The organism is Miniphocaeibacter sp., assembly GCF_049276255.1.
GTDB lineage: Bacteria > Bacillota > Clostridia > Tissierellales > Peptoniphilaceae > Miniphocaeibacter.
This window is the reverse complement of the sequence record NZ_JBASWB010000083.1, coordinates 188464-208618: the sequence shown is the minus strand read 5'-3', so window position 1 is coordinate 208618 and position 20155 is coordinate 188464. Positions and strand designations below refer to the sequence as shown.

Below are 20155 nucleotides of genomic sequence, written 5' to 3'. Positions count from 1 at the left end.
TATGATAATAGCAACTCTTAAACAATTTTATAGTACTATAAAGAAAAATTTTGCAAGCTATTTCTTTACATTTTTAGTTATGCCTATTGGGCTTTCCTTGTTACTTTCAAATGCAAATACCAGTTTATTTTCAGGGGAAATTGAAATAAACCCATTAAGTATAACAATTAAGGATAAAGACAATTCAGAGTATTCTAAACTATTAGAAAAAATATTTAAAGATAAAGAAATGAAAAAATTCTTTAAAGTTGAAGACAAAGGAGATTATTTAATTACAATCCCTGAAGAATTTGAAAATGAAATATTAGAAAATGGTAAATTTAATATAACAATTGAAACTATAGAAGATAATTCTAGTATATATGGTTTGGAAACAATAGAAAGTATTTTAAATTCAGTAGGTAAGGGAATAGTAAAATCAATAGAAAATAATAAAATATCGGAATCATTAAGTGAAGTAAATTTAAAAGCACAAGTTTTTAACGATTTAACGCAAATGCAAAATACTGTCTTTTTAGAAAATAAAAAAATAGAATCATCATCAAAATTAACAAGTCAAAGTTTTTATGCAATGACATTAATGCAGTTTTTATTTTTAAACTATCTTTTATCTGCAGTAGTAAGTAGTAAAAAACTATCAGAAACAACAGCGCTTTTTCAAAGAATAGATATGCTACCGGTAAATAAAATTAAGTACAAATTAGTAGATACATTGGGGGATTCTTTTATACTAGTACTTTTTGCCCTTATTTACATGTTAATATATAGAATTTTAGCTAAGGCATTTATGGAAAATTTCGGTATGTATATATTATCAATACTAGTTATTTCAATAACAGTAGGCTTTATAATATTTCTATTAAATAACATAAAAAAAGAAGTTGCGATGATTTTAGCAAATATAGCAATGTATTTACAATTGGTTTTTGGTGGTATGATAGGACCTGTTGATAAATTATTTTCCGGAACTATAATGGAAAAACTAAGTAATATTAATTTAAATGTAATATTCTTAGATCCTTTAATGAGTGCTTTTAATAATAATATTTCATTAAAAACATTTATTCCTCATATAATAGTAATAATCATATGTATTATTATTTCACTAATTATTATAACAATTAAAGAAAAAGAAAGAATAGGGGGTAATTATGAAATTATTAAATAATTATTATGCAAATATAAAAAGACTAATAAAAAGTCCAAAGATTTGGTTCATTTTTGTAATTGTGCCTGCTTTCATGTACTTACTATATTTCTTTATGTTTAATAATAGCGGAATGTCTTATAATACTTATGGAATAGTAGTAGAAGACACTGGAAATAAATATGAAGAACTACTTGAGGTTTTTGGAGAAAATCCTAATATAATAAAAAATAGACAAGAGGCAACTAAGCTATTGGAAAACTATGATGTAAGTATAGTTTATTTAATAGGGGAAAACTTTTCAAAGGATTTAGAAAACAATAAATTCCCTAAAATTGAAAAACTATTTGTAGATGATTCAGGTGTGCAAATAGAAGATAAATTGATTAACGACAAAATAGGTGAATTATTAGAGAAAAACTATCTTAAAACGAATAATATAGATGTTGAGTCTTTAAACATACAATCTGAAGTAAATATTAAAACTGTAAATAATAAAACAGATGTAAATGGATATTCTTTGATTATTTTAATGTTATGTTGCTTTTTTATAATATCTTTTATAGGTCAAATAGGACAGGATATTATAAATATAAGTAAGACAAGAGTTTTAAGTAGAATATTGATTTCACCAAATAAAAGCTTTACAAATATATTTGTAATATTTTTAAGTTATTTAACCTTAGTAGGGACTATATTTACTATAATGACAGCAATAGGGTTTAAGGTTCTACAAACAGAAAACATGGAATATTTTAGATTAATTTTAATGATATTTTCAATTTCTGCCTATTCATTATCATTTGTAATATTAATTACCAGACTAGCTAAAAAAGAAATAGTACTTTCAATGGTACCCCTTGTAGTAGGAATAATGTTTTTTATAACATCAGTACTATATTTTAATAATGTTAATATTCCTAATTGGGCTGAGTATTTATTTTACTTAAATCCTTTATATTGGATTATAATAACAGTAGAAACAAATAATTTAATTAATTTAATTCCAATATTGCTTATGACCCTTGTATTATTAACGTTTGGTAGCAATAAATTGGAAAAAATGCAAAATATTTAAAAAAACTTTAAAAAAAAGCTTGCATTATTTTAAAATCTGTATTATAATAAAAAAGTCGTCAGTTGATGATGACTTCGTCGGGGTGTGGCGCAGTCCGGTAGCGCACGTGGTTTGGGACCATGGGGCCGGGGGTTCAAATCCTCTCACCCCGACCATCTGTATACCCGACTTTTCGATTGAAAGGTTGGGTATTTATTTTTATGTTCATAGTGTCATCAAATAATTCTACTTGGTATATAAATATACTGAGTAGAGTTTTTTTATCCTCATTTGTAAGATTTTTAAAATCGTTAAATTGATACATAAATCCCCTTATTTCATCTTTAGAGTATGGAATATGTCTTAAAATTCAATAATTGCTCTCCAATGGCTTTTTTACGCTTCTGTATGCTATTGTTTTTATCAACGATACCTTGATTCATAACACCATTTAAAATTGCATTATTTAAAACTTCTTCCTCAGTATCTAATTTTTTTAATTGCTCTTTTAATACAAGAAATTCTTTTTCCTGACCTGATATAGTAGTTGTTAAATGTTCATATAATTTATCTATATATTTATCAATTAGTAAAATATTATTTCTTTGTGCATATTCTTCAATTGCTCTTAACTGTGCATCAATACTTTCTTCTCTTTGATTATCACTAGAAAATCTAGCATATGCCACTGCTTTTTTCATTGTTCCTTCTTAATAAAAGTAAAGGATATATGGTATATTATAGTTGTTTAGACTAGGGCATATACCATATATCCTTTTTTATAAATTATTCATGCTGTAACATGAGGGGCTTTTTATTTTATCTATCTAATAGAGTCTTCTATCATTTTAACAAAATCTGTATTCAATTCTTTCAATGATTTTATTTTATTGGTTGCAGTATCATAATCTTTTTTATACTTTAAATACTCATCATACAGATCATTTTTTGTAACAGTTTTGTCTTGTCCGTTGTAGACTTTTATTTCATCAATTCCAAATACAACACTATTCTTGTATGTTATGGAATCTTTATTTACTATAAACTTATTAGCTGGGTGGCCAGAGCCAACTCCACTTGTTAAAAAAGTGTATATATTATTATCTTTTATCTCGTAATAAAATTCCATATAGTCTAGATTTCTACTTTCAAACACTCTTTCATCTGAGATACTAGTCATCAAAAACGCCTGTAAACCCTTATCTAATTTATCAAAATTATTTTCAACTGGAGCCGGTGTTGGTGCAAGTTCACCTCTTAACTCCTTTTCTATATTTTTAGAAACAGATTTTTCTCCTCCAACTATAATTACATTTTCAATATTAGGATTATTGTTGATGTAATTTTTAGTAGCTTCACTAAAGTTGGTTGGATGAGTTAATAATATTGCTCCATTATTCATGCTTGCAACTGGTGCAGATGCTAAAGCATCAGGAAATTTTGTTCCGTCTACTAGAACAATTGTGTCTATATCTATATTGAAATTTTCCTTATAAGAATCTGCAACTCCTACAGCAGTAGCGTATCTGTCTTTTCCAGCAAATCTATAAAAACTTGGGAAGTCAAAAGAGCTAATATCTATATATGGGATTGAGTTTGTTCCTCCAAAAATCATATAAGGTTTCATTGTAGATTTGTAAGGAAGTAAGGAAGTTGTAGAACGAACACCATCTCCACGGTCGAAATTAAATTGACCTACTAATGGGGCTGCAGATAAGGCATCAGCAAAATGGTTACCATCTATTACAGCAATTCCGGATTCTTCAACTTCTTTTTCAGTAATAGGATTTCCAAGAAGTTTAAATCTAGTAGTGGCTATTTTTTTTGCTGTACCCAATCTGTCATTTCCAGCCAATCTTTCAACAGAAACTCCTAGTAGTTTTAGAGAGTTTTCAACACCAGCAGATATTGTAGAAGTTCCTCCTAATAAATATACTTTCTCAACTTCCAGTCTTTTAATTTCGCTAGAAACTACACTTGGAAGGTTATCTTTTCCGACCAATAGAATTGGAGCTTCTATTTGAACTGCTAGAGTGCCTCCAACTAATGCATCTGCAAACTTCTCTCCACTTGCTACAACTGCGTATTTTGATTTGTCAAAAGTTGCCTTACTAGCTTCTACTGCTGTCTCATATCTTCCTGCACCTGCAATTCTTGTTACATTTAACTCTCTTGTATCAGCTAAAGACGTAACTGGAATTAAAGATGATACAGTTAAGGTTGTAGCCAATACTAAACTTAAAATTTTCTTTTTCATAAATTCCTCCAAATATTATTTGTTTTATATTTTAATCAGGCAAAATGCCATGATCTCCATATTCTGTAGCAATTGTAAAATAACTATCATCAGCAACATCGTATTCTTCTAAATATCCATTATTATTTATTCTAAAAGTAGTGATTGTGGTAACGTTTAATCCATCAATACTATCTTGTTTTATTACAGCGTTCCATTGAAATCCATCATGGTCTATTAGTATCATATAAGGACTTTCAGTTAAAAAAGACCATTCAGGAGTAGATTCCCTATATTTAAGAACGCTAACAACCCAATCTTCAAATTGATTATGGGTTAAATCTTTTGTGTTAATTGAATTAGTAAAGGCATTATCTGAAGAATTATCAGTTTTTTCTATAGTTGAAGCTTCAGTCACCTCTGTTATTTCTATTATTTCAGTTGGATTAGTGGCTTCTGTTGATTCAACATTTTCGGTATTAATTGCATTCGTTTCTAAATTATTGTCTTTATTTAAATCGTTCTTATTACTACAAGCAGATAGATTAAAAACAATAATTAGAATTAAGATTAATAATTTCTTTTTCATTTTATCCTCCTATTATAACTTGCTAGAATTTATTAAAAATGTCACCTTGAAAGGTTATTGCTCTATCTATAATTTTAAGGCTAGAAAGCTCATCATTAAAACAAACCATTGTTTCATATTTTGGGTTTTATGATTTTAAAACAACAATATTTTTATCTTTTATATGTTTTACTCTTTAGAATAGCTTCATCACCAATTATAATTGCGGCAATTCACGGTTATTTTCTATAGCTTGTTTTATTATAAATATAACATCTCCATCTTGGATTTTTGTGTTTATAATATTCATACCCATAGTTTTTAGTCAAAAATCTATAAGTATATATGTGTCAACTTACCATAGCTTTCTTTATCTTCATCAGCATAGATAGGTTCTTCATATGCTATTTTCCTCAACAAAGGGATTTTCTTTTTATAAACTGTTCTTTTACTGTAACTTACTTTATTAAATATTATATCGTTTTTTACATCTAAATTATAAAACTTAATAAAAATACGGAAATCTGTTAACAAATGAGAATGCAGAACTTAGGGATAGGCTACTCTAAATAGGCTAGCTTTATACTAAACATGATAGAAACTAAATAATAAGAAAAAAAGAAACAAGATAAACTTATTAATAGTAATAATAAATACTATTTGATTTAAAGAAGGGAGATTGATTTGAGAAAGATTAATAAAAATCATATTATTATTTTTAATATATTGTTATTAATATGGTTTAGTTTAGATATGATAGGGTTTAAAATAGGTGGAAAAGAATTAGTTTCTCAAGTTTGGAAAGAAGATGGAATATTCTTTATTATATATTCACTAAGTTTTTTTATATTGAACACTATAACAGGTATAAAAGTATTGATAACAGTATTATCTATTTGGCTTATTACTCAATTTTTAAGCCATGAATTATATACAATAGTTGGTGAAGGGGAAGGTAAAATAAGGTTTTTTTAAATACAATAAAAGTATTTGAAAGTTCATCTAAATATATACCGGACTTATACCATATTATTTTATATATACTTATACTACTAGTCTTAATTACAGCAGTAATATATTTTTATGATTTAAGGAAATTAGATTAATAAGTAAACCCCCTAAATTCAGAAATGAATTTAAGGGGTTAAATATATTGATATAGAAACAAAGTAGTAAGTTATAAATAAAAACAAATTTAGTCCACAACTAGAGAAAATATTTGTAATTGTTAAAGCTTATTTTATACATGATTTCTGACTATTATTATAATTAGTTATATAGATAATTTTTGTTATTATCAAATACTTTAAAAACATCATCATAAAATAATATAGCTTCATCTTTTAATAAGGAGCAAACTAAGTCAAATTCATTTTTATCAATAAGTAGATATCTATTATTAATATCCTTTAATAGTAATTTTTCCATGCTACCTCCTATGGATTATTATTAGTTTAGTATTCTTAATTATAACATTAATAGTGTGTTTTTTTATAATTTATACTATAAAAAAACTTACTGTATTTTTTAATAAACTAAAAAATTCTTCATTAATAGATTACAGGACTTTGTTTATTATTAATAATAAGTTATGATTTATATGTTAATAAATTTAAAACAGAGGGAAGAGAACATAGGAGAATTGAGAATGAATAATAATATTTATGTTTTTAAAATAGGTTATATAGATAATAGGAGCTACTTAGTAAAGGAAATAGAAGAAGGGAGATTACGTCAGGGCTGGGGAGCTATGTTTGATGACAAAAAGCCAATGGCAATTTTTTATGGAAAGTTTAAATTTCTTCAAGCCTGGAAGGATAATTGGCCTTTAGACAAAACAGACCCTAAAAGAATTAACGAGATATTTTCTCAACTGTTATTAATGAACGATTTTAAGAAAGGTGACATATTAGTAGTTCCTAATATGCCGGAAGACAATTATTTTAAATTACTAAAGGTTACAGATGCCTACCGTTTTGAATATAATACCGGTAAGGAAAAAGAAATTGATGATTATAGGCATATTGTACCAGTAAAGGAAGTAGCCACTATTTCTTTTGACTATGATAGTAATAGTGAGATAATCTTTAAAGAGATTGGTTTAAATGAAAAAAACATCTATAAGCTAGATTCAGAAGAAATTTTTAAGGCTATAAATAATTTGATTTTAGAATTTAATTTAAAGTACTAGGAAGTAACAATGTCTGACAATATAAGAGAACTAATGGAAAAATTCCAAGTTAGAAAAAACTATGAAGATAAAAGTAAGTTTATTAATTGGCTGCAACAAATTATTAAAGCTATGGATTATGACTTTAAGATTGATAAGTATAGCTCTAAAGGTAGAAATTTAATAGTAGGAGATGTTAATAATGCAGAAGTTATTTTAACAGCCCATTATGATACTCAAGTGAATTACTTTCTTCCTATGTTTATGGGAATGAATTGGCTAGGATTTATTATAGGTCAATTATATATTTTGTTTATTATTTTACTACCGGCAATTTTAATAGATTTGTTTTTTAAAAATATTTTTAATTTAAATATACCAAATATTTTTATAGTTCTAATTGTTGTACTTACATTTATTTATACTCAAACAGGACTTGCAAATAAAAATACTCTTAACGATAATACTTCCGGTGTAGCAACATTAATTAATATTATGGAAAACTTAGATGATGTTTATAAAAATAAAGTATGTTTTGTATTTTTTGATCAAGAGGAGCTAGGACTAATAGGTTCAAGTAAATTTCAAAAGAGATATGGGAAATTTATAAAGAATAAGCCATTAATTAACTTTGATTGTGTAGCTAATGGGGATAATTTGTTTTTTATTGGAAAAAAAGATTTTAGAAATTCTATCTTTAATAATACCTTAACAAGTTCAGTAGAGAAGATAATGGAAAATAATATATACGGTAAAAAGTATGTAATAGGACCGGCTAATAGATATATTTATCCATCGGATCAATTAATTTATAATAATAGTCTTGCTGTTGCAGCTTTAAAGAAAGCTCCAGTTATAGGATACTATTTAAACGGAATTCATAATTCAAGGGATAAAATTTTTATGAAAGAAAATATTGATTTAATTACAGAAATAATTATAGACTTTATTAAAAAGATTTAAAAAAAGAAGAACCTAGTAAATACTAGGTTCTGTTTCATTTATTTGGAAAATAGAATTACATTTGTTGAATCTTCCTTAATTTCAATACTAATATTATAATTAGTAATCATATCTTTTTCTTTAGATATAATACTATCTAATTTTTCTTCCATTTTAATTGCTAATTCTTCAGCAGTTCCTGAACTTGTACCGTCTTCTAGAAAGGCATGTATTTTAATAGAGTTATTTTCCACATCTATATTAAAATCTCTAATTTCTGCATAAACATCAATATTTCTAAATTCTTCTTTCATTTTGTTTTCAATACTAGTAGTTACATTAGTAGGTATGGATATTTCTTCTTTTGTAGCTTCTTCATTGCTATTCTCAGTTTCTTTTATAGCTTCAGTTTCATTTGTGCTACTTTCGCTTTCCTTTTCTTCTTGTATACTAGCTTGGTTCTCTGTTGTGCTAGTTGTATTTTTAGAACTATTACAAGCGGTTAAGCCTAGTGATAAAATTAAAGTTAATATTAATAATTTTTTTTTCATTTTTCCCTCCAATATTTTATTACAATATAATTCTACCACAAAAAAATACCTATAAAGTTTACAATATATCTAAATCTATTGTATAATTTGGTTTAGTGAAATAATAAAGTATAATATTATGAATAATTAAGGAAAATGAAAGTTGGTGACAATTATAAAAAAACTCGGAATAATAGGTGGTATGGGTCCTTTAGCAACATCTTTATTTATGAAAAGAATAGTTGAAAGAACTCAAGCTTACAAGGACCAAGACCATATAAATACAATAGTTTCAAATCATGCAACTTTACCTGACAGAACTGAGGTAATTAGAAAGAACAAACCGGAAGAATTTCTTAGTAAGATTGATGAAGATATTAAATTAATGGAATTTGCCAAAGTAGATAATATTGCTATTCCTTGTAATACATCACATTTTTATTTTGATGAAATACAAAAAATGACAAATATAAATCTTATTAATATGGTAGATGAAACTATTAAATATATTAAAAATAATACGAATTTTAATAAAGTAGCTGTCCTAGGAACCTATGGTACAATGGGATGTAAAGTTTATGATAAATATGCTTTATTAAATGGTTTAGAGGTTTATTCTTTAACAGATTTGGAAGAAAAAATTTCTGTAGACACTATTTATGATGTTAAAGAAAAGATGATTTTAAAATCTGAAAAATTTAATGAACTCTTAAGAAAATTATCTAAAGAGAATGTAATTTCAATCTTGGCTTGTACTGAACTTAGCTGTCTAGATCTACCGGCTGATTTAAAAAATTATTATATAGATGCAATGGAAGTTCTAGTAGAAAAATCAATTGAATATTCAGGTGGAAAAGTAAAAAGCTAGAGAGTTTTCTCTAGCTTTTAATAGTATTCTTTTAAATCATAGTCATATTTTGATATTTCCTTTTCCCCATTTTCATTTTCAAATTCCAATTCATAAAATATTGGTCTAAATTCTGAAAAGTCAATATCTTCAAAGGATTCTACATCAATGGATTTTAAGGTAGTACCCTTATCTATAGCGTTACAAGTAATTGTAATAATACTTCCAGTGTTATTAGTTAAATCCATACTTAGCTTAGTAATATTGTAGTTACTGTTATTACTTATATCGACTTTACCAAGTCCATTTTCAAATTCTCTTGCAAGGACTATTTCAATATCTTCAGCTTTAGGATGTTTTCCACTTGTATCAACATATTTGTTACTATTATTTGTTTCTACTGTGGTGCTTATATCTGTTTCACTAGATTTTTCTAAATTAGAATTATTTTTATTACATGAAACAATAGTAAGTAATATAAGTATTACTATTAAACTTGAAATTTTATTCTTCATTTTATCACCTACTTGTATTATAACAGGAATTATTTATCTAGAATAGGAAAAATCTCCCTTTTTCTGTCTATTAACTATCATATTTATAAGTATAAGAACACTAGTCATAATTCCTTGTACCAATATTACTTTAAGTAGCATATTAAAATCCATTTTATTACTTGCCTTTATTCCCTCTAAATACCAGTAAGGTGGGAATATTGAAGAAAGTTTAATTAAATACTGTGGCAAAAACTCCTGTGGAACAAATACCCCTGTAATAAAACATAGACTTAGGGAGATAACATTGTTAAGGGCACCGTTATTAGAAGAGTCCTTTGACCTGGAACTTACTAAATAGGCAAGGGCAACCATTGGTATTGTAAAGGCTATTAAATTAATTAAATATAAGGGATATTTTTCCAAACTTGTCTTATTTTTAAACAGTTCCAGTAAAGAAAATCCTAGGCAAACAAATAACATTAATATTAATGATGAAGCATATATGGAAATAATGAACTTATTAAATTTTGTTTTAGAAACTCTTACCCTGTTTTCTACACCATCACGTAAAAAGGAATTATATCCTAAATATATAATAGATAGGGAAAAAAGTATTATTATATAGGTTAGGTAGGTGTAATAAAATTCTGTATTATTTCTAGTAGTGTTATTTAATATTTTAAAGTTTGTATTTTCAGATAATATATTTATACTTTCTTTATTGGAGTTTTCAATATTATATTTTTCTAAAGTAGCATTGGTGTTTAAATATTCGTCTATAGACAGATTTATGGCTGTAGGGGCAACAGAGTCGTCTTTTGCAAAATAGGATAAGTTATTTTCCTTGTCAATAAATAAAACGTAGGCGGTAATATTACCGAATAATTTGTCCTTGGCTTTTTCATCTGAAATATTTTCTTTTGAAACCCTATACTTAGTTTCTAAAAAGTCGATTAAATTTTTGCTTTCACTATTATTTGCCTTGTCAATTACTGTTATATGATAATTTGTGTCTAATGTTTCAACATTGGAACCATTGTTAATACTTAATAATATAGTAAAAAGTACTATATATAAAATTAAAGACCATTTATTTGCAAAAATTATTTTAAAATAGTTTTTAAATGTTTTCATTTTTTCTTCTCCTAGTGGTGAATAATATTAATATTACGAAGATTATAATCAAAGTAAATATATTAAAAAGATTTAATAAATAGCTACTATTATTTTCAAAGTAATAAATGTTTTTGTAGGCCTTAGTAATTACAGTTGCCGGATTAATATATTTTATTATAGGTAATTTTTCTTCTATAACATATGGAGTAGTATTAACCATCATTCCTGCTAAGAAACAGCTAAAGACATAAACAATTGCACTAATATTATACTTACTAGCAAGTTTTACTTTAAGCACCAAGGATATTAACACACCAAATAATAAGCCTAATATTGTTCCCAAGGTTGAAGTAATAATTACTTTAGGTAGGTATTCTATAAGGGAAGCTTTTAATATTAGTAAATAGGCTACAGCAACATATGTTACAAGGAGGGAAAAGGTTAAGGCTCCTAAAAATTGTGAAGTAATCAGTTTAAACCTATTTACAGGTGAAGCCAGTATTCTTTTTACATATTTCATTTCCGATTTTGGATTTAAAACCTCTCCAATGTCTATACCCTGATTTGCAGCAGAAAGGCAGGCCATAGCAAGTATTGTAAAGAAGAATATAAGTGATTCGTTTTTACTGGATGAATCAAATTTATTTTTAATATTATTATCTTTATTATAGGTATCCATAATTTCTTCAGGATTAATATTTATGTCCTTGGCTAAAACTTTTCCATACATCTTACTAATATGGTTGTACATATTTACCGTTTCATAAACTAAAGAGGAATACAAATTATAGTCATTAACAACTACTTCTAAATCTTTATTTCCTTTAATGTAGGCGGTAATTTTTTCTTCCTTTAAATCTTTTTCATAGTTAGAACTTTCAATAATTTTAAAAACTTTTTCCTTACCCGATATTTCAATTTCTTCCAAAGTTTTAGCAACAGTAGTATCTTCAACTGCAATAGGAATTGTTTCAAAAAGATTTTCACTATCTATATTTGCAATTGTTAAGTTAAAAAGTGTTAAAAGTAAAATTGGAAGGGTTAAACTAAAAAACAAGGTGGACTTATTTTGAAATAGTTCCTTCAGTTTTAATTTATAATAATTAAAAACCATTATCTCTTAACTCCCTTCCTGTAATTTCTAAAAAGACATCATTTAATGTTGGAGTTTTAATATTAAGGGAATCATATATAATATTGTTCTTATTTAAATAATTTATTGTATTACTAATAGCTAAATCATTTTCAACAATTATTTTTAAATCATTCTTATTTTTTAATATCTTACTTACACCGCTTATGTTGTTTAATTCACCCATATAGTTTTTATCTATTTTTATATTTGCTATTTCCAAGGAATTTCCTAAACCGACAAATGATTTTAGTTCCTTAGATGTTCCTGTAACTAGAATATGACCTTTGTCAATTATAGAAATTTTATTTGCCAAATATTCCACTTCTTCCATATAGTGGGAAGTATAAATAATAGTAGCTCCTTTTATATTTAATTCCTTAATACCTTCAAGGATTTTATTCCTACTTTGAGGATCAACAGCTACAGTAGGTTCATCAAAAATAATTAATTCCGGTTTATGGGCTATTCCACAAGCAATATTAAGTCTCCTTAGTAGACCTCCACTTAATTTTTTCGGTAAAAATTTTCTAAAATCATTTAATTCTACAAAGTCTATTGCTTCTTCAACATATTGTTTTCTTAATTTTTTATCTTTAATATAAAGACCACAGAAGAAATCTATATTGTCATAAACATTTAAATCGTAAATTATAGAAATATCTTGAGGGATATAACCAATTTTTGCCTTAATATTATTTTTACTTGAATTCATTTTTTCATTAAAAATAAAAATTTCACCTTTTTCATAATTTAAGAGAGAAAGAATACAATTAATTGCTGTAGTTTTTCCCGAACCATTAGGTCCAACTAAACCATATATATCACCATTATTAACAGCTAAATTAAAGTTATTAAGGGCTAGTACCTCTTTATATTGTTTAAATAAATTTTTAACTTCTATCATAAAAACCTCCTAAGTTTTATTGTTAACTATACTTTAAGCTATTTTGTTCTTTCCTAGTAGTGAATAAAATCACTTCTTATATGACATTTGTCACTAAGGTAATTTATATAAATTTCTTATAAGTACAAAGACAAGGCTTATAGATTATGTAAATTTATTAATAAATAGAAAACCTATACTTAAAGAAGTTAATTGGTATAGGGTTTTCTATTTATATTATGAAAATTCTTAAATATATTCTATAATTAAAAGTATTAAAACAAGGTAGGATTTTATGAATAATTATTTTAGCAGTATTTTTATTTGGTTTATTACAACAATATATTTTGTTATAACTCTTCCTTTAGGAAATTCTATTATTCCTTTAATTTCTTTAGGACTATTAAGCTGTGCATATTTATTTAAAAATAAACAAATTAAGTTTTCCATAATGATTATCTTTCTTATATTAATTTACATAGAGATAAAGTTTATTTATTTTGTCCCTTTATTGTTATACAATCTATTAAATCGAGATAATTTAATTAATATTCTTATATTAATTTTTACAACCTTACTTGTTTGGAATGTTTTTAATAAAGAAGAATCTCTCTTTATAATTTTAAATATATTTATAGCAGTATTATTTAAAATGAAAGATATAAAAATAGCTTATTTAGATAATAAATATAGGAATTTTATAATAGAATCTAATGAAAGAAATTTTAAATTGAAAACTGAAAACCAACAATTAATAGAGGAACAGGATAAGGGAATATCCCTTGCAATTTCTAAAGAAAGAAATAGAATAGCAAGAGATATACATGATGGAGTAGGGCATATTATTTCCCGTTCTATTTTACAGGTTGGAGCCTTAATTATAAGAGAAGAAGACAGGGGTAGAATAAATGACTTAAACCTATTAAAAGGTTCCTTAACTGAATCTATGGAAGAATTAAGAAGAAGTTTACATAATTTACAAGAGGATAGTATAAATTTAAAAAATGAATTGGAAAAAATTATTAGAGACTATACTTATTCTGAAATAATTTTCAATTATAATCTTAGTGAAAATAAGGACTTGAATTTTAAATACTCAATTATATATATTATAAATGAATCTTTGAATAATATTATAAAACATTCAAATGCTACTTTAGTGGAAATAAACTTAAGAGAAACAGTGGACAATATTTATATATTAATAAAGGACAATGGAACAAATCAAAAAATTATTAAATATGGTATTGGTTTAAATTCAATTAAGACTAGGGTTGAGGCAATAAATGGTAACTTACAAGTTTCAAATGAAAATGGATTCAGAATTTTTATTAATATAGAGAAAGAGGGAATATGAATATAATAATTATAGATGACGATAAAATGATTACCTATGCATTAAAGACCATAGTTGGGTCAGACAGTGAAATAGAAGTAGTTGGAATTGGCTACGGATATGAAGATGCACTAATATTTTTAGAAAAAGAAAGAATAGATATTGCCTTGTTAGATATTAGAATGGGAGATAAAACCGGAATAGATATTTTAGAATATATTAATAATAAAAATATAGACACAAGGGTCTTATTCCTAACAACTTTTTTAGATGATGAATATATAAAAAAGGCTTTGTCATTAGGTGCTTATGGCTATATTTTAAAAGATGATTTTGAAAATATTATACCTGCAATTAAGGCTGTAAATGCAGGCCAAAAGGTTTTTGGTTCAAATGTCTTAAATACAATATACAATGAAAGAACAAATAAAGAAGAACTTTCAACAATATTAACGAAAAAGGAATTAATTATTTTAAAAGAAGTTGCCGAAGGTTTAAATAACAAAGAAATTTCAAGTAAACTATATTTAAGTGAAGGAACTGTAAGAAATTATATTAGTTTAATTTTAGAAAAACTTGACTTAAGGGATAGAACCCAATTGGCAATTTACTATTTAAATAATAAATAAGACAGGAAAACCTGTCTTATTTAAAAAATTCTAAAAATACCCTATAAATATATTCCTGATCCTTTACTCCGGCTAATTCCCTTATGGAATGCATTGAAAGTATAGGATTTCCAATATCTACTGAATCTATATTTAAATTTTGGCTTGTTATAGGACCGATAGTTGAGCCACCTAATATATCTGAACGGTTTACAAAGTACTGAACAGGAATATTTACACTATTACATAATTGGGAAAAAACTGAAGATGAAACGCCATCACTAGTATAATTCATTCTAGCAGAAACCTTTATAACCGGTCCTTTATTTATTAGTGGTAGGTTAGTAGGGTCATTTTTCTCAATATAATTAGGATGTACTGAATGAGCCTGATCGGCAGAAATTAAAAATGATTTTGCTAATGCAATTTCAAAATCTTCAAAACTACCACCACTTGTAGTAATAATTCTTTTTAAAGTATCCCTTAAAAAAGGAGAACCTGCACCTTGTTTTGTCTGAGAGCCTACTTCTTCGTTGTCAGAAACCAGTATAAGCTTTGTAAAAGCCGAATCTTCTGAATTTAATAAGGCCTCTACACTAGCATGGGCCATTCCAAGATTGTCAATTCTACCAATAGTAAAAAACTCGTTATTATTTCCTAAAAATTCACCCTTTTGTCTGTCATATAGAAACAGGTCAAAATCTAAAATGTTATCAATATCTTCATTTATTTCCTTGGCAATAATATTTAGAAGGTAGTTTTCTTTTTCCAGTTCCTCATTTATTAAGCCAATAATTGGTAAGGTGTCTTTTTGTTTATTATATTTGTAACCATTATTTATTTCACGATTCATATGAATAGCTAAATTTGGTATAATTAGAAGATTTTTATCGATATTAATATTTTTAACTATCGGTTTGAAAATATCCTTTGATTTTAATACGACTCTACCGGCTAAAGACAAAGGCCTATCAAACCAAGTGCTTAATATTGGACCACCGTAAACTTCTGTATTAAGTTTTGCAAAGTGATTTTTTTCAAATATTTCAGGAGAAGGCTTAACTCTAAAAGTAGGGGAGTCACTATGAGAGCCTATAATTCTAAAAAAGTTTTCTTTTAGATTACTTCCCATATGAAAAGCTATAATAGCACTGTCGTTATTTGTTAAATAGTATTTTCCGTTTCTTTTTAAGTTCCATTTTCTATTTCTAGAAAGTTTTGTATATCCTTTTTCTATAAGAGATTTTTCAAAATTATCTATTACATGAAAAACAGAAGGACTATTGTCTATAAAGTTCATTAATTTTTCTGCCATTTTTTTATTATACATACAACACCTCATTAAATTTTTTATCGTATTTATTATAACATTTAATGAAATTTTTATTTAAACATAAAACACAATAGTTTTGAAAAAGATATATTTTAGTAGGCTTGAAGAAGATATAGTATAGTGCTATAATTAAAGTATCTTCGGGGCGAGGTTAAATTCCTCACCGGCGGTAAAGTCCGCGAGCCGTAAGGGTTGAATTGGTGAAATTCCAATACCGACAGTATAGTCTGGATGAAAGAAGAAAGCTGAAAATAAATGCTAATTTGTATATCCAAATGCCCAGAAGTATTATAGGGGCATTTTTTATGTCCTAAATATTTAGGAGGATATAATGAGAAAAAATAATAATTTATCTACAATGATAAAAGTTGCACTACTTGGAGCCATAGCTTCAATATTAATGTTGTTTAATTTCCCTTTGCCTTTTGCACCACCATTTATGAAAATTGATGTTTCAGAGGTGCCGGCAATTATTGCAGGATTTACATTTGGTCCTTTATGGGGATTTATAGTAGTTGTTGTTAAACTTCTATTAAAATTTTTAACACAAGGAACTTTAACGGCAGGTTTTGGTGAATTATCAAATCTAATAGTTTCTTCTTCCTTAGTCGTAACAGCATCATTAATATACAAACGAAAGAAAACTCTTAAAAATGCAATATTTTCATTAACAATAGGGATTATTTTAATGAGCGCATTAGCAACTTTAAGTAATTACTATGTAATATTTCCACTATATGGATTACCAATGGAGACCTTTGCTCCTACTATGGAAAAACTTAATCCTTTAGTTAGTAATGTGCCAACTTTTATTTTATTTTCAATTGTACCGTTTAATATAATTAAGGGTGCATTAAATGCTACGATTTTAGGAATATTGTATAAACCATTATTACCTAGATTAAGTAAAAGTAATGGGTAAGTTAAATTAAGATTAGAGCTTAATAACTTATATTGCCAAAAAAAGAATTATGAAATATACTTTTAGAATCGTAGTAATACGATTCTTTTTTTATAAAATATCCTATAAGGATTGCTTGATTAGGGCATAAGTTTTATACTAGTATAATGAGGTAGATTATGTTTAAATATATTTCAAAAAACGAAAAAGATACAAATGAGTTTGCTAAAAAAATATCTAAAGCTTTAAAAAGGGGATATGTAATTTCCCTAAAAGGAGAAATGGGAGCAGGTAAAACTACTTTCACAAAGATGATAGCAGATTCATTAAATATAAGGGATAATGTAACAAGTCCTACTTTCTCTTTAGTTAACACATATTATGGTGATGTAGAATTAAATCATTTAGATTTATATAGACTAGAAGAAGAATCAGAAGTGGAAACTATAGATATAGATAATTATTATTATCCTAGTGGGGTAACAATAGTAGAGTGGGCAGAAAGAGCTTCAAATTATTTACCTAGAAATTATATAGAGATTTCCATTAATAAACTAGGGGAAACAGAAAGAGAATTTATAATTGAAGGTAGAAATAAGATAGAGAAAGAATTAATAGAAAGACTGAAATAAAATGAAAATATTAAGTATTGATACTTCAACTATGATTTCTAGTTGTTCAGTTATGGAAGATGGAATTATAATTGGAGATTATAATATAAATCAAGAATTAACTCATAGTGAGACATTAGTACCTATGATTAAAGATTTATTAAAAAATTTAAATATTAAAATAGAAGAAATAGATCTATATGCTGTTGGAAAAGGACCAGGCTCCTTTACAGGACTAAGAATTGGAATGACTGTAGCTAAGACTTTTGCTCAGATTTTTAATAAGGATATTATAGGGATTTCTACCTTAAAAGCCTTAGCTTCACAAATATTAACAGAAAAGACCATAGTTCCAATTTTAGACGCTAGAGGAGGCAGGGTTTATTATGGAGTTTACAAATACGAAAACAAGGAAATAATAAATGTTGAAGAAGATGAATTAATTTACTTTGACGATTTAATAGAAAATTTAAAAAACAAATACAAGGAAATTATTTTTGTTGGAGATATTAACTCTGATTTTGAAATGGAAATAAAGAAAAATAGTAAATTTACAATTGCACCAGCTTCTTTAAATAGTTGCATTGGTAGAAGTTTATGTTTTTTAGCTAATAAGGAAAAAGATGAAGTTGTAAAAGATAGTTATTTAACTCTAAAGCCGGAATATATAAGAAAATCACAAGCACAAAGGGATTTGGAGATGAAGATTAAAAATGTTTAATATTAGAAAGATGGTTCACTCTGATATAGATGCCATTTCAGAATTGGAAAGAAAAATTTTTAAAAATCCTTGGTCATATGAAAGTTTTAAAAGTGCTTTAAACAATGAATATGCCCATTATTTTGTTGTAGAAAAAAATAATGAATTAATAGGTTACTTTGGTATGTTAATCGTATTAGATGAATGCCAAATTCACAATATTGGAATAATAGAGGAAGAGCAAAACCAAGGATATGGAAATAAAATTATGGAATATATTATTAATTACTGTAAAGAAAATAATATAAATTTTATATCTTTAGAAGTAAGGGAATATAATTTTAAAGCTATTCACTTGTATAGCAAGTATGGATTTAAGAAAATGTCCAGAATTAGTGGATACTATACAAACCCTTCAGAAGATGGATTATTAATGAGATTAGATTTAGGAGATAAATTTGAAAGAATTGAAAATTCTAGCTATAGAAACGTCATGTGATGAAACTTCTGTAGCTGTTATAAAAAATGGTAGAGAAATAATGTCAAATATTATATCCTCTCAAATATCTACACATAGAATTTTTGGTGGTGTTGTACCTGAAATTGCCAGTAGAATGCATTTAGAAAATATTAACTTAATAATTAAACAGGCTTTAGAAGAAGCAGGTATTGGTTTTGATGATATTGATGTAGTTGCCTGTACAAAGGGGCCAGGGTTAATTGGTGCATTATTAGTTGGAATTTCGTCAGCAAAGGCTATTTCTTTTGCACTGGATATTCCATTAGTTGGTGTAAACCATATGGAGGGACATATTTGCGCAAACTATTTAGTCCATAAGGATTTAGAACCACCTTTTATTGGCTTAATAGTTTCCGGTGGTCACACCTACTTAGTTGAGGTAAATAGCTATACGGATTTTGAAATTATTGGGCGAACAAGAGATGATGCAGCAGGGGAGTCCTTCGATAAAATAGCAAGAGCCTTAGGACTAGCTTACCCAGGTGGACCTGAAATAGATGCTCAGGCTAAAAAAGGAAATCCAAAAGCAATAGATTTTCCAAGGGTAATAATAGATAAAAAAACATATGACTTTAGTTTTAGTGGTTTAAAAACAGCGGTTTTAAATTATATAAATAATCAGAAACAAAAACATATGGAAATAAATATACCAGATGTATGTGCAAGTTTCCAACAAGCTGTTTTAGATGTTTTAATAGAAAAATCCTTTAGATTATTAAAGGAAAAGAAAATGGATAAATTTGTTATCTCCGGAGGAGTAGCAGCTAATTCAAAATTAATAGAAATGGCAGAGGAGAAGGGAAGAGAAAATAATATAAAGGTATATTATCCTTCTAAAATTTTAAGTACCGATAATGCTGCAATGATAGGCTGTGCAGCTTATTATGACTATGTTAATGGAAAAAGAGATAAATTAGATTTAAAGGTTTATCCAAATTTAGAATTGGGACAATAGAAAAAACTGGAAAAGCAGGGTAAATTAAATATTTTAATACCCGCTTTTTTTTCAGTCTAAAAG

At 26.6% G+C, this 20155-nt stretch carries 23 protein-coding genes, 1 tRNA gene and 1 riboswitch; of the genes, 14 read left to right on the top strand and 10 right to left on the bottom strand.

The genetic code is table 11. The features are described from left to right. The first annotated feature begins 1 nt into the window (after window position 1). The 3 genes from WAO56_RS12620 (at window position 2) to WAO56_RS12610 (ending at window position 2380) form a co-directional block, all read left to right on the top strand. Window positions 2-1168 carry an ABC transporter permease gene (locus WAO56_RS12620; RefSeq protein ID WP_422146379.1) on the top strand — a complete coding sequence of 389 codons (1167 nt, stop codon included), beginning with the start codon at window positions 2-4 and terminating at the stop codon, window positions 1166-1168. Next, window positions 1152-2225, top strand: a complete 1074-nt coding sequence (locus WAO56_RS12615; protein WP_422144410.1) for an ABC transporter permease — start codon at window positions 1152-1154, stop codon at window positions 2223-2225. The genes WAO56_RS12620 and WAO56_RS12615 overlap by 17 nt, the downstream gene beginning before the upstream one ends. Before the next feature lie 78 nt (window positions 2226-2303). Continuing rightward, window positions 2304-2380 (top strand) — tRNA-Pro (locus tag WAO56_RS12610). A 168-nt stretch (window positions 2381-2548) separates the two neighbouring features. Here the strand turns inward: WAO56_RS12610 and WAO56_RS12605 are convergent. The 3 genes from WAO56_RS12605 to WAO56_RS12595 form a co-directional block, all read right to left on the bottom strand. Beyond that, window positions 2549-2905: a recombinase family protein gene (locus WAO56_RS12605; protein WP_422144409.1), complete on the bottom strand. Its 357-nt coding sequence runs from the start codon at window positions 2903-2905 to the stop codon at window positions 2549-2551. A gap of 122 nt (window positions 2906-3027) precedes the next feature. Next, window positions 3028-4461, bottom strand: a complete 1434-nt coding sequence (locus WAO56_RS12600) for a cell wall-binding repeat-containing protein (RefSeq protein ID WP_422144408.1) — start codon at window positions 4459-4461, stop codon at window positions 3028-3030. Between the two features lie 31 nt (window positions 4462-4492). Continuing rightward, entirely contained in the window at window positions 4493-5029 is a 537-nt protein-coding gene (locus WAO56_RS12595) for a hypothetical protein (protein WP_422144407.1), read from the bottom strand. A 663-nt stretch (window positions 5030-5692) separates the two neighbouring features. On the opposite strand from WAO56_RS12595, the gene WAO56_RS12590 reads away from it, so the two are divergent. Beyond that, window positions 5693-5983 carry a hypothetical protein gene (locus tag WAO56_RS12590; protein ID WP_422144406.1) on the top strand — a complete coding sequence of 97 codons (291 nt, stop codon included), beginning with the start codon at window positions 5693-5695 and terminating at the stop codon, window positions 5981-5983. A gap of 294 nt (window positions 5984-6277) precedes the next feature. Here WAO56_RS12590 and WAO56_RS12585 read toward each other — a convergent pair whose 3' ends face one another. Further along, window positions 6278-6436: a hypothetical protein gene (locus WAO56_RS12585; RefSeq protein ID WP_422144405.1), complete on the bottom strand. Its 159-nt coding sequence runs from the start codon at window positions 6434-6436 to the stop codon at window positions 6278-6280. A gap of 220 nt (window positions 6437-6656) precedes the next feature. Between WAO56_RS12585 and WAO56_RS12580 the strand changes: the two genes are divergently transcribed. Together WAO56_RS12580 and WAO56_RS12575 are read left to right on the top strand one after the other, a co-directional pair. Further along, complete coding sequence (locus tag WAO56_RS12580; protein ID WP_422144404.1) at window positions 6657-7199, top strand: hypothetical protein; 543 nt, start codon at window positions 6657-6659, stop codon at window positions 7197-7199. A gap of 9 nt (window positions 7200-7208) precedes the next feature. Beyond that, window positions 7209-8141 carry a M28 family peptidase gene (locus WAO56_RS12575; protein WP_422144403.1) on the top strand — a complete coding sequence of 311 codons (933 nt, stop codon included), beginning with the start codon at window positions 7209-7211 and terminating at the stop codon, window positions 8139-8141. A gap of 38 nt (window positions 8142-8179) precedes the next feature. Here WAO56_RS12575 and WAO56_RS12570 read toward each other — a convergent pair whose 3' ends face one another. Then, window positions 8180-8671, bottom strand: a complete 492-nt coding sequence (locus WAO56_RS12570; protein WP_422144402.1) for a hypothetical protein — start codon at window positions 8669-8671, stop codon at window positions 8180-8182. A 145-nt stretch (window positions 8672-8816) separates the two neighbouring features. Between WAO56_RS12570 and WAO56_RS12565 the strand changes: the two genes are divergently transcribed. Further along, entirely contained in the window at window positions 8817-9518 is a 702-nt protein-coding gene (locus tag WAO56_RS12565) for an aspartate/glutamate racemase family protein (protein ID WP_422144460.1), read from the top strand. 17 nt (window positions 9519-9535) lie between these two features. Here the strand turns inward: WAO56_RS12565 and WAO56_RS12560 are convergent, their stop codons facing one another. From WAO56_RS12560 to WAO56_RS12545, 4 genes are read right to left on the bottom strand one after another with little or no spacing between them, the layout of a single operon-like run. Continuing rightward, window positions 9536-10012, bottom strand: coding sequence for a hypothetical protein (locus WAO56_RS12560; RefSeq protein WP_422144401.1), 477 nt, complete (start codon window positions 10010-10012; stop codon window positions 9536-9538). Between the two features lie 33 nt (window positions 10013-10045). Continuing rightward, window positions 10046-11128: an ABC transporter permease gene (locus WAO56_RS12555; protein ID WP_422144400.1), complete on the bottom strand. Its 1083-nt coding sequence runs from the start codon at window positions 11126-11128 to the stop codon at window positions 10046-10048. Next, the gene (locus WAO56_RS12550) at window positions 11115-12224 is read right to left on the bottom strand and encodes an ABC transporter permease (protein WP_422144399.1); all 1110 of its coding nucleotides are present in this window, start codon (window positions 12222-12224) and stop codon (window positions 11115-11117) included. The genes WAO56_RS12555 and WAO56_RS12550 overlap by 14 nt, the downstream gene beginning before the upstream one ends. Continuing rightward, the gene (locus WAO56_RS12545) at window positions 12214-13149 is read right to left on the bottom strand and encodes an ATP-binding cassette domain-containing protein (RefSeq protein ID WP_422144398.1); all 936 of its coding nucleotides are present in this window, start codon (window positions 13147-13149) and stop codon (window positions 12214-12216) included. Before WAO56_RS12545 ends, WAO56_RS12550 begins: the two co-directional genes overlap by 11 nt. Before the next feature lie 631 nt (window positions 13150-13780). Here WAO56_RS12545 and WAO56_RS12540 point away from each other — a divergent pair. Both WAO56_RS12540 and WAO56_RS12535 read left to right on the top strand, forming a co-directional pair. Beyond that, window positions 13781-14485, top strand: a complete 705-nt coding sequence (locus tag WAO56_RS12540) for a sensor histidine kinase (RefSeq protein ID WP_422144397.1) — start codon at window positions 13781-13783, stop codon at window positions 14483-14485. Continuing rightward, the gene (locus WAO56_RS12535) at window positions 14482-15093 is read left to right on the top strand and encodes a response regulator (protein ID WP_422144396.1); all 612 of its coding nucleotides are present in this window, start codon (window positions 14482-14484) and stop codon (window positions 15091-15093) included. The genes WAO56_RS12540 and WAO56_RS12535 overlap by 4 nt, the downstream gene beginning before the upstream one ends. A 16-nt stretch (window positions 15094-15109) precedes the next feature. On the opposite strand, the gene WAO56_RS12530 is transcribed toward WAO56_RS12535, so the two are convergent. After that, window positions 15110-16402 (bottom strand): M18 family aminopeptidase, encoded by a 1293-nt coding sequence (locus tag WAO56_RS12530; protein ID WP_422144395.1) that lies wholly within the window; start codon window positions 16400-16402, stop codon window positions 15110-15112. A gap of 135 nt (window positions 16403-16537) precedes the next feature. After that, window positions 16538-16652: riboswitch (FMN riboswitch) on the top strand. Between the two features lie 84 nt (window positions 16653-16736). Here WAO56_RS12530 and WAO56_RS12525 point away from each other — a divergent pair. The 5 genes from WAO56_RS12525 (at window position 16737) to tsaD (ending at window position 20092) form a co-directional block, all read left to right on the top strand. Next, complete coding sequence (locus WAO56_RS12525; protein WP_422144394.1) at window positions 16737-17327, top strand: ECF transporter S component; 591 nt, start codon at window positions 16737-16739, stop codon at window positions 17325-17327. 158 nt (window positions 17328-17485) lie between these two features. Next, window positions 17486-17938 (top strand): tRNA (adenosine(37)-N6)-threonylcarbamoyltransferase complex ATPase subunit type 1 TsaE, encoded by a 453-nt coding sequence (gene tsaE, locus WAO56_RS12520; RefSeq protein ID WP_422144393.1) that lies wholly within the window; start codon window positions 17486-17488, stop codon window positions 17936-17938. A 1-nt stretch (window position 17939) separates the two neighbouring features. Next, window positions 17940-18638 (top strand): tRNA (adenosine(37)-N6)-threonylcarbamoyltransferase complex dimerization subunit type 1 TsaB, encoded by a 699-nt coding sequence (tsaB, locus tag WAO56_RS12515; protein ID WP_422144392.1) that lies wholly within the window; start codon window positions 17940-17942, stop codon window positions 18636-18638. Beyond that, window positions 18631-19116: a ribosomal protein S18-alanine N-acetyltransferase gene (gene rimI, locus WAO56_RS12510; RefSeq protein WP_422144391.1), complete on the top strand. Its 486-nt coding sequence runs from the start codon at window positions 18631-18633 to the stop codon at window positions 19114-19116. Before tsaB ends, rimI begins: the two co-directional genes overlap by 8 nt. Then, window positions 19076-20092, top strand: coding sequence for a tRNA (adenosine(37)-N6)-threonylcarbamoyltransferase complex transferase subunit TsaD (gene tsaD / locus WAO56_RS12505; RefSeq protein WP_422144390.1), 1017 nt, complete (start codon window positions 19076-19078; stop codon window positions 20090-20092). Before rimI ends, tsaD begins: the two co-directional genes overlap by 41 nt. Window positions 20093-20155: the final 63 nt, after the last annotated feature.

What these genes read in the sequence shown, in the direction of transcription:
- WAO56_RS12620 (WP_422146379.1), top strand. Translation starts at nt 2, where the DNA reads ATGATAATAGCAACTCTTAAACAATTTTATAGTACTATAAAGAAAAAT.
- WAO56_RS12615 (WP_422144410.1), top strand. Translation starts at nt 1,152, where the DNA reads ATGAAATTATTAAATAATTATTATGCAAATATAAAAAGACTAATAAAA.
- WAO56_RS12605 (WP_422144409.1), bottom strand. Translation starts at nt 2,905, where the DNA reads ATGAAAAAAGCAGTGGCATATGCTAGATTTTCTAGTGATAATCAAAGA.
- WAO56_RS12600 (WP_422144408.1), bottom strand. Translation starts at nt 4,461, where the DNA reads ATGAAAAAGAAAATTTTAAGTTTAGTATTGGCTACAACCTTAACTGTA.
- WAO56_RS12595 (WP_422144407.1), bottom strand. Translation starts at nt 5,029, where the DNA reads ATGAAAAAGAAATTATTAATCTTAATTCTAATTATTGTTTTTAATCTA.
- WAO56_RS12585 (WP_422144405.1), bottom strand. Translation starts at nt 6,436, where the DNA reads ATGGAAAAATTACTATTAAAGGATATTAATAATAGATATCTACTTATT.
- WAO56_RS12580 (WP_422144404.1), top strand. Translation starts at nt 6,657, where the DNA reads ATGAATAATAATATTTATGTTTTTAAAATAGGTTATATAGATAATAGG.
- WAO56_RS12575 (WP_422144403.1), top strand. Translation starts at nt 7,209, where the DNA reads ATGTCTGACAATATAAGAGAACTAATGGAAAAATTCCAAGTTAGAAAA.
- WAO56_RS12570 (WP_422144402.1), bottom strand. Translation starts at nt 8,671, where the DNA reads ATGAAAAAAAAATTATTAATATTAACTTTAATTTTATCACTAGGCTTA.
- WAO56_RS12560 (WP_422144401.1), bottom strand. Translation starts at nt 10,012, where the DNA reads ATGAAGAATAAAATTTCAAGTTTAATAGTAATACTTATATTACTTACT.
- WAO56_RS12555 (WP_422144400.1), bottom strand. Translation starts at nt 11,128, where the DNA reads ATGAAAACATTTAAAAACTATTTTAAAATAATTTTTGCAAATAAATGG.
- WAO56_RS12550 (WP_422144399.1), bottom strand. Translation starts at nt 12,224, where the DNA reads ATGGTTTTTAATTATTATAAATTAAAACTGAAGGAACTATTTCAAAAT.
- WAO56_RS12545 (WP_422144398.1), bottom strand. Translation starts at nt 13,149, where the DNA reads ATGATAGAAGTTAAAAATTTATTTAAACAATATAAAGAGGTACTAGCC.
- WAO56_RS12540 (WP_422144397.1), top strand. Translation starts at nt 13,781, where the DNA reads ATGAAAGATATAAAAATAGCTTATTTAGATAATAAATATAGGAATTTT.
- WAO56_RS12535 (WP_422144396.1), top strand. Translation starts at nt 14,482, where the DNA reads ATGAATATAATAATTATAGATGACGATAAAATGATTACCTATGCATTA.
- WAO56_RS12530 (WP_422144395.1), bottom strand. Translation starts at nt 16,402, where the DNA reads ATGTATAATAAAAAAATGGCAGAAAAATTAATGAACTTTATAGACAAT.
- WAO56_RS12525 (WP_422144394.1), top strand. Translation starts at nt 16,737, where the DNA reads ATGAGAAAAAATAATAATTTATCTACAATGATAAAAGTTGCACTACTT.
- tsaE (WP_422144393.1), top strand. Translation starts at nt 17,486, where the DNA reads ATGTTTAAATATATTTCAAAAAACGAAAAAGATACAAATGAGTTTGCT.
- tsaB (WP_422144392.1), top strand. Translation starts at nt 17,940, where the DNA reads ATGAAAATATTAAGTATTGATACTTCAACTATGATTTCTAGTTGTTCA.
- rimI (WP_422144391.1), top strand. Translation starts at nt 18,631, where the DNA reads ATGTTTAATATTAGAAAGATGGTTCACTCTGATATAGATGCCATTTCA.